Genomic DNA, 8,571 nt, shown 5'->3' with positions numbered 1-8,571 from the left:
TGGCTCTCCCGTACTTGTGGTGATAAACTAGGCTTATAGTTTAGCCACATCAAGGTTTTCAGCCGACCTTCGACCGTTTAATTGTATCAGCTACTACTTTTTACACCTAGTATCCGGGAGAGCCGATTTTGCCAGAGAATTTGGAGTTGGTAAAGATAAACACATCATTTTAGCTAGTGATTGCCCACTTTTTAAAGACAAGGTCAAGTATGCGTTTACCCTGGCAGTTGGACAGTCAACGTTGTATGAAAGATGTCGTTGGGGTCTACTCTTTGTTTGAGTTGTTGCAGTCGTGCGTACTGCTCTTTACTGTCGTAGTACATCTTTCTGATATCATCCTTTGTAATATCTGTATCTCCAAAGGAACCCCAGAAAACCCGTAGTTCTTGATTGCCGCTGAAGTGTTCGTCAACCACATTCTGCATCTGTTTCTGTAATTCTTCGGCAGCTTTCTCGAAGCCCTGCCGGTAGAAGAGATCGAATACAAAGCAGAAAACGTAGTTTCTATGAGAGATTGATGTTGCCTGCCTACGCTCCGTATTCTGATAAGCACCACCGCCCATCAACATTTGAAAGACGAGCTTTACGCCTTCCGTTTTCATAACCACCTTATCGACCATGTCTACAAAGTTCTGAATAAAATCGTCGGTCAACGCGTTTGTGGTGCAGTTGATACGCTTTTTGTATGGATATTTGAATTCACGTCCATCAAGGGTTGTAGCTGGATGGCGACGCACGAACGAATCTGACAAATCCGGCAGCGATCTCTTACCGTATTCGCGGCGTAGGAGCTCCTTCTCCCAAAAACTTTGCTCAAATAAAACCGCCTCATCGATTGATTTCAACCTCTCATCTTCGATAACATCTTTGTTTACGACAGGTATATCTCCGTATACTGCTTCAACCAACAGTACTGGGAAGAATTGGATTTTGTCTGTTGATTTTACGGTCATCATAAAATCAAAATCTGCTGTTAGTGTCCCAGCTTCGATGTCTTTCGACCATGCCTGAACCAGCTTCATCATTTTCTGAAAGCGACTCTTTCTATACATCCCGAGTGCAGTATATCCGTAGGAATTTGGGCGATCGCTAGCCTTAATATATTTGAACGTGTAGCTGGTCACGATGCCAAACGAACCAGCATTTCCACCTAACACACCCCAGAATATCTCTCGGTCAAGCTTCTCTTCATCCGAAGAGGGTGAAGAACCGTTTACTGGATGAGTAACCGTACGAAGATTTCCATCTGCCAATACAATGTCGAATGCCTCAACGTAGTCAAGGGCTAAGCCAAAGTTACGGACAAGATGACCATACCCTCCAGTTTGAGCATGACCGCCGATGGCCACCATCGGGCACTCACCGTGGGGGATTGTGATCTTCTCTTGCTTGAAACGATCTGCGAGCGTCGTCAGTTTAACAGCTGGGCCGACCTCAACGATATTCCCAGAGACGCTTAGGTGGTTAAACGCATCCATACTAAGCACAATCGTTTTGCTGCCTCCCGAAGACTTTCCAGAGTATTGATGCCCGCCGCTTCTAGCCACAATATGCAAGTTTTTCGATCTGGCAAACGCGATGGCTGCCGCAATGTCCTCTGCGTCCCGTGGGTAAGCCACCATTAAGGGTGTCAAATTTTTCGCTGGGTATGATGTAGTTGCGTAGACCTTGGCCCGACAGTGGTAGCCCAGATCATTTGGTTGGAAGACGTCACCTTTAAAACCTGGTATTCGTTCTGGACGTGTAGGTAACGTTAGAGGAACACCTTCGTGAAGTGGTGTGCCTATACGAGCAGATGCTGCGAAGATAGTATTTGTTGTGGACTCTATCAGTCTTGGAGTGTAGGCATAACCAGTGACCTCAAGAGCATTCTCTCGGTTTATTTGCAGACGAGCGGATATCTGGAGGTCTGGGTGGAGTTTGCCCTCTCCGTTCTCACGATAGGATACTCCGCTGTGGATATAGTTAACGTACTCGACGATAAAGTTCGCCCGATTCAGATCAGCAGCTTCGATTCTGTGGAGCCTCTCAGAATAAATGGTCGGATCTAGACCTGCTCCTTGACCCATGTCTGCAATAGCTTCGAGGACGTGAGACCCAGCCAATATTTCACGTGCGTGGCCAGAAGGAAGCTCGAAGATAACTGCGGCGACAGAAGGAAGGTTGGAGACAACTGCGGCGATAAGTCTCTCTAGCTCTGATTTTCCCTCTTCTGCAACTCCGAGAGCAGTGATACTCACGATCGGCATTAGGTATGAGCCACTATAAAGATCCAACACCAGGTCGCAATTCTCTGGTACATCTGACTCTAGAAATAAGCCTTGGGCGAGGCGAAGAAACTCGTCATAACCAGTATAAGGGAAGGAGAATCGCTGCATCCAAAGGCTCTGAGCTGGCACTGCCTCAAATGTGACTTGAGTGATGATAGCTCTAGACTCTTGGCGCAGAGCCAACCATGATTCTCCTGCGTAGGGTTGATCTGTGCTGATTGGAACTGTGATCGGTGTTCCATCTGGCTTCACTGCTTTGATTTCCGAAATATAGCCTGTAAGCGACCCTAGACTACGTGTTAGGTATGAGACGCTCTCATTCATTACATTTGAGGCAATGCTCTTTAGCGGATCGTCGGAAAGCGGTAGTGCCAAGCTGCGATCGATGAGGTGCTTTGCTATATCTTCGGCTGTCGCTCCCGCCTCTACTGCCACCTTGTTCCCATTGATGGTGACGTTTACTAATTCGCTGAGATTGATAACAACTCCGTTTGACCCATCCACTTCATCTTGTCCTACCACCTGTTTGCCACTTCGAACAAATGTTTTTTGGTTCTTAGAAAGCTTAATCGCAGTGGCAACATCATCTTGGGACGCTGGATACCAGACTTGATGGGAACCTGAAACGTCGGTGATGGTGTTTTGGAAATCCCAGTTGGATGGAATGACTCTTCCATTAAACTGGTTGGCTTCTGTCTTTGAAGGCTCCGTCATGTTTATCCCTAAGTTAATTGAATAATGCTCAGGACTTATATCAATTCCGGTTTCACCGGAATGATATCGCTTTAGTTTCTGGCCACCAGTGGAAACAAGTAAGTCCTTTAATCGACGAACTAACCGATATATTGAGTTACGGCAGTAACTTGTGACATTGGCAAGAGACGTTTAAGCATAACTTGCCCTCCTTGCACTTTTAACACCCTTTCACTATATCATTCCGGCTACGCCGGAATTGATATGACCAGTCGGGCGCTGCAATTTTGCACTACGGCACTCTTGAGCCGAGTCTTGCAAATGTCGATCTTTCTGATGTGGATGTCGAGAAGATTGGTGGGCAACTGCGAACATTTGGAAGTAACTTGTTGCAGCAAAATGGTGAATCAAACGATCAGTCTAACGATCAGTCTAACGGCATTGGTGACAAGTTAAGGCTCAAAGCCAGTTGTCAAGGGAATTTTCGGTGGTGGCTCAAAGAACAAGGGCTCCCCAGTGCGGACGGTCTCGGGAAAGGGAGCGATAATCAACTTAACCTTGGGTTTTCGTTGAGCTTTGACAATCCCTAAATCTCGATTTTCCGGAGCGGCAAAATACTTCACGGGGTCAGCAGCTAATCCCTGGTGATGAGCCACTTGAAAATGATACAGACCTCGATAAATCATCTCCAAAGAAATGCTCTCAAATTCCAGGGACATCTCGTCAGCCACGGCATCTCCTAAATCTACCAACAGACCATAAAAGAGCCAAGTTCCCCAAATCTGTAACTTGATGCCATTCAGGGAACCCGTCCATAAATAACTGAGTCCTAACAGCCGTTTTACTACGTTAATCAAACGTAAGGTGATAAATGAAGTCTTTTTCGTTCCCGAACCTAGACACACTCGGCGGTCTCGCAGACTATAGCTGTTGGTCAACACTGCCTCGACTTGTATCGTCGCTCGTTTTTTGAGTCTGGTAATTAAATCCACGCCTTGTTCTCTCAATTGATGCCAAAATTGAAAGTGATAGAACCCTCTATCTAGTAGCAGTAAGGTCTGGGGTTTGACTAATGCTAACAGGTCTTTCTCCCACGAGGTGTCCGAGGCTCTGGGATTTTCGTCAAATCCAATCTCGATCGGCAAGCGGGTGATTAAATCGATGACTACTGTCATCTTTCCGGCTAATTGACCTTTGGGCAGAGTTTCTAAACTTTTGAGTTTCCGAAATAGAGCTTCTAGGGTTGAACTGTCGGCGATCCAAATCTGCTCAAAGCAGCGACGGGCAAACTGTGTACTTTCGGGTTCAAGACGGCGAGTTCGTGAGCACCAAGCCTGTCTCAGATGGGGCAACAATTCTTTGAAAACTCTCTCGAATAACTCGGCCGGAAAGGTCAAAAATCTTGGGTCTTCCGTACTTACTGTGCTAAAATATTAGGTGAATGCCAAAAAAGTAAAGCTCTAACTTGAAAGTTTTGAAAATTTTTAAACCCAAATCCACAGCGTTTTAATAACTTTAACTTGTTGTTGATTCCTTCCACTATTCCGTTGGTTGTTATGAGCTCAAAATAACCAACTATCTCAGGAAGCCACCGCTTAATTGTTTTTACACTTTTTTTGTAGTATGGTTCGGCTTTTTCTAACCAATCAATTAGTTCTAAAGTCCCCGATCCCACATTATGATTGTTCTCAAATAAGAGGTGAAACTCTTCTTTTAACAAGTGCATAATTCCTAGTAATGGTGAAGCTTTTTTAACTTGCTTTAATTTTTCTTTTTGTTTAGTAGATAACTGCTTTTCTGCTTTCAACAATGTATATTTACTTCCTTTTAAACCATCAAATAATTTAGCTCTTTCTTTGATATTTAAAGAACCGGCCGTTTGTTTTTGAGAAATTCTAGCCTGATTCAACTCCTCATGAATCAATTTTGTGACATGAAATCTGTCTACTGTCACCTCAGCATTTGGACAAATTTTCTTTACTAATGATTTATAGTTTCCCGTCATATCCATACTTACTTCTTCTATCTGAGATAATACTTTTTCTCCCCAACTTAACATCACTTTTTCAATCTTAGACTGTTTTCGCTCTGAAACTAACCCAATTAATTTATGACTTTCTAAGTCTACTAAAACTACAATAAACTTTCCTTGACCTTTGACCAAACTAATTTCATCCATCCCTAACTTTCGCAAATCTTGCACATCAACAGGCAAAATTGATTGAGCAACAAACATGACCATTGACTCAACTTCCTCTGCTGTTAATCCGTTGTTATGAGCGACATTCTTCAGATCACTATGAATAACTTGTTGGGTAATAGCTTCTGCATATCTATAAGTAAAACTTTTCTTCTCTGGCACAAAATCTAAAATCTCACTAAAAGGTTTTTGACAATTTTTACACTTAAATCTGCGTCGATTCACAGATAAAACTACTTCTCTATTACCTATTGGTAAATCTTTTACTAAATGTCGTTGATTTTGATGAAGACGATGACTTTTTTGACCACAACGAGGACAAAGTGCTGTTTTCTTATCCGATTTCACGAATATAATTAATGTATCTTCTGTTTGTTGACTATTTTCTACTAAAACTTTTGGTAAATTTAGCAATTTCGTCATTAACCTATTCATAAAACACTCGTTTGTTGGTACTTACCTAATATTTTAGCACAGTAAGTACGGAAGACCCCTAACTACGAGGATTTAAGAGGTGTTGGAGTACAAAAAATCAATTAAAAAGCAGCGAAAATTAATTTAACTTAATTAAAATTTGTGAAAATTGGAGGAGAATTTAGGATTTTTGAGGGGCAAGTAGGAGAGATTAGGAAATAAGAGGGAATAAGAGGAAATATAAGGGTTAAAATATAAAGCTTTTTGTAGCCCTCAGTAACAATTGTGGTGTTGTTCTTTCTCATAAAAAGTTGCAACCCTGTGTGGAAGATGCAACTTACGCTTATTGCTGGCAGATATTACTTCTTAGAAGAACCTGACTTTTGTAGTAGTCGTAACATCAGTGGGATTAGTACCTGGAACAAGCGAGGCGGCAGAGCAGATGAAGATAGCGTTCGCTCTGCATGAACATTCTGGCAGCCCGAAAAAAATACTCTTCCACTTAACTTGTATTGTACAAAAGTGCGGTAGCACTGAATTCAATCAAACTCGCCTTCCTGTCTTACAATTGTTCCTATTGCTGATTGCCGTGCAGCATTTTTCGCTTACTCTAAATTTGGATGCGAACGCACGCAATCGCCTGACTCATGGGGCTACTCAATCAAGTAATTCGATAGATTTCATGGGTAAGTAAAACTTCGTTGATTGGTGGTTGAATATGAGGAATCCGTATTTTAGATAAAACTGGGCGGCTTGTTCGTCTATGGCTTCAGCAACTACGGCTAGGGATGCGATTTGTTTGGAGACTGCCAGGGATTTTTTGAGCGCATCAATCAATAAGAGTTCGCCAAATCTTTTACCTGTTTGAGCGCAATCAACCGCAAGGCGACCGAGTAATGTGGCGGGTAATTGGGGATAGCGTGGCAAGGTTTTGGCAAGTGCCGTATCCAATTCTGTTATGTCAATGGTGTAGTTTGAGAGGGTGTAATAGCCTAAAACTTCTGTTTCTGGATGGTTTTCTGACTCATCTATTAAAACAAATATCGTGGCAACTTTCCTTTTGAGATCCTGTGATGCTTGTTTACGGATGTAATTATCTAGGCTATCTTTGCCACAGCAGAAGTTTGAACGTATGTGTTTGCGGCTATCCAGTGGCTCGATTTTGAGAACCATTAAGCTTTCATAGTTTGCTGATACCTTACCGCCGCCGCCAAGAGTGCTTGATTGGGTAAGGGGGGATTGAGCAAGGCATCGACAAAGGCTTCACTGTCTTCTAGGCTGAGTTTGAGGGTTTGGTGTTTTTGGATTGTGGCAATTGCTGCCTTTTGCAAGCTGGAGATCGCAAAGTCAGTCAGGGTGAGCCCTTCCAAATCAGCCGCTTTTTGCAACAAAGATTTGATTTCCGGGCTGATGCGGGCTTCTAGCCGTGCCATCTTTTTTGTAGTGGATGGGGTGATCATGGCATTAGGTTCGCTGTTAAAGCTGAACTTTTAACTCTAGTCTATGCGGCAATTAGCCGTACCGTCAATGGGTTGCCCATCTCTAACGTCAATTTTGCCGCTTTTCGGCCCCGAGTCGGGCTTTATTTACCTCCGGTGAATTGCGATGGCACGATCAGTTGCTGTCGTAGTCTTGCAAAGTCTTGCAAAAACCATAAAAACCATAAATTGGTCAATTTCGTGCTCTTGTACGTACATTTGACATGGCTTGCTATGCGACTAGCGCACTAACTAGGAGGATTTAGAAGGGTCTAAAATACAAAAAATCGCGCCAAAAGCAACAATTGTTTTCGAAAAATGATAAGCATTTATACTGATTGTGACCGAAAAAGTAGGAATTACGAGGTGTAATGAGTAATAATTGTGCTCTTTTCTCCTCTTTTTCCCTCCCAAATTTTAGCTAAAATTTTTGAATGAGTAAGTGCGATTTTCCTGCATTGGTTTGGTCAAGGTGTATTCGGATTAATCGGGTTAATGGGGAGCCAGTGGTAGCAACTTGTAGGCTGATTCGGATATTCGAGTAAGGGCAGCCCAGTCAAGTCGCGAGTTACAGTTGTTAAAGTCAAAACAATTCAAAGAAAGCACAGTGCAAGGGATTGTCTAGTAATAGTAGCTATCGCCACAAACACCAAAAAACTAGAGATGGAGTGTCAAGGGGCTTAATTTTACCCGATCTTCAACTGTCCCCATCAATGCCTCTGATGCGATGTTAGCCAAGTGTCTCAAAAAGCTTGGTTTTACCCGATCTCCAACTGTGCCGATTGCTCATACTATTGTGGCGGCATTTGCTTTGACTACAAAATTTACTGACTTGCCGAAGTAACGCTATTAGTATTCTGGTAGCAAAAAAATATTGAGGTACTTCGCTTTTCTTGTACAAAAGTGCGGTAGCACTGCATTCATTCAAACGGGAGGCTCCCTGCACTGCAATTCTTGCCTTAAGGCATCAGCGTGTCCAAACGAGAAAATTGTACGAATCGGCAAGAAGAGCAACAGCGAAGGTTAGTAAAATGGATGAACACGCCCTTAAAAATAGCATTATAGGGTTTACCAGGTATTATCCTGGTGGTGACGATGGCTGCAACAGGTTTAACCCTGGTAAATGGCGATCTCATCCAGAATAACCAAAGCTTCCAATAGCTAAAGCTTACCAGGAGAGAGCGATCGCTACTTTCATGCAGCCCCCCAAAGCAAAAGCGCATCGAAATGCGTTTTTGCTTTATCCTCGCTAAATAAGCTGATACTCACCGCCTCACTAAAGCTGACCGTTACGGTATGATGGCTGCTATCCTCGACGAGTCCATCACTGAAGAAAAGATGCGATCGCTCAATCGTTTACTTCGTTCCTTCCTTAAAGGTCAAATCCAAGTAACTGATGAACTTTGCATCGCGTAGCACTTGACAACAGAAGCTCTCTTTTGAAACGGAAGCACTAGTTGTAGGAGACCGCAATCATAATCACTCAAGACCGCAATCAGGATTTTTTCGAGACCAA

General features: G+C 43.1%; 6 protein-coding genes and 1 pseudogene. 1 reads left to right on the top strand and 6 read right to left on the bottom strand.

Going from position 1 to position 8,571, the window contains the following annotated elements:
* Positions 1-215: 215 nt before the first annotated feature.
* From OSCI_RS01895 to OSCI_RS01885, 4 genes and pseudogenes are all read right to left on the bottom strand, one after another.
* Positions 216-2,984, bottom strand: a complete 2,769-nt coding sequence (locus OSCI_RS01895; RefSeq protein ID WP_007353156.1) for an FAD-binding protein — start codon at positions 2,982-2,984, stop codon at positions 216-218.
* 213 nt (positions 2,985-3,197) lie between these two features.
* Positions 3,198-3,338, bottom strand: a complete 141-nt coding sequence (locus OSCI_RS29505) for a hypothetical protein (protein ID WP_155523444.1) — start codon at positions 3,336-3,338, stop codon at positions 3,198-3,200.
* Between the two features lie 77 nt (positions 3,339-3,415).
* A pseudogene (locus tag OSCI_RS01890) lies at positions 3,416-4,366 on the bottom strand (transposase); the annotation flags it as partial.
* 14 nt (positions 4,367-4,380) lie between these two features.
* A complete protein-coding gene (locus tag OSCI_RS01885; RefSeq protein WP_007353153.1) occupies positions 4,381-5,586 on the bottom strand; it encodes an ISL3 family transposase in 1,206 nt (401 codons plus the stop codon).
* Between the two features lie 321 nt (positions 5,587-5,907).
* Here OSCI_RS01885 and OSCI_RS29500 point away from each other — a divergent pair, with 321 nt between their 5' ends.
* On the top strand, positions 5,908-6,045 hold the full coding sequence (locus OSCI_RS29500; protein ID WP_155523443.1) for a hypothetical protein: 138 nt from the start codon (positions 5,908-5,910) through the stop codon (positions 6,043-6,045).
* A 189-nt stretch (positions 6,046-6,234) separates the two neighbouring features.
* Here OSCI_RS29500 and OSCI_RS01880 read toward each other — a convergent pair whose 3' ends face one another.
* Positions 6,235-6,750: a hypothetical protein gene (locus OSCI_RS01880; RefSeq protein ID WP_007353152.1), complete on the bottom strand. Its 516-nt coding sequence runs from the start codon at positions 6,748-6,750 to the stop codon at positions 6,235-6,237.
* The gene (locus tag OSCI_RS01875) at positions 6,750-7,010 is read right to left on the bottom strand and encodes a DUF1778 domain-containing protein (RefSeq protein WP_234708690.1); all 261 of its coding nucleotides are present in this window, start codon (positions 7,008-7,010) and stop codon (positions 6,750-6,752) included. The genes OSCI_RS01880 and OSCI_RS01875 overlap by 1 nt, the downstream gene beginning before the upstream one ends.
* Positions 7,011-8,571 lie beyond the last annotated feature (1,561 nt).

The sequence above is a fragment of the Kamptonema sp. PCC 6506 genome (assembly GCF_000180455.1).
GTDB lineage: Bacteria > Cyanobacteriota > Cyanobacteriia > Cyanobacteriales > Microcoleaceae > Kamptonema > Kamptonema formosum.
The sequence above is the reverse complement of the archived record's forward strand: the minus strand, read 5'-3'. Positions and strand labels throughout refer to the sequence as shown.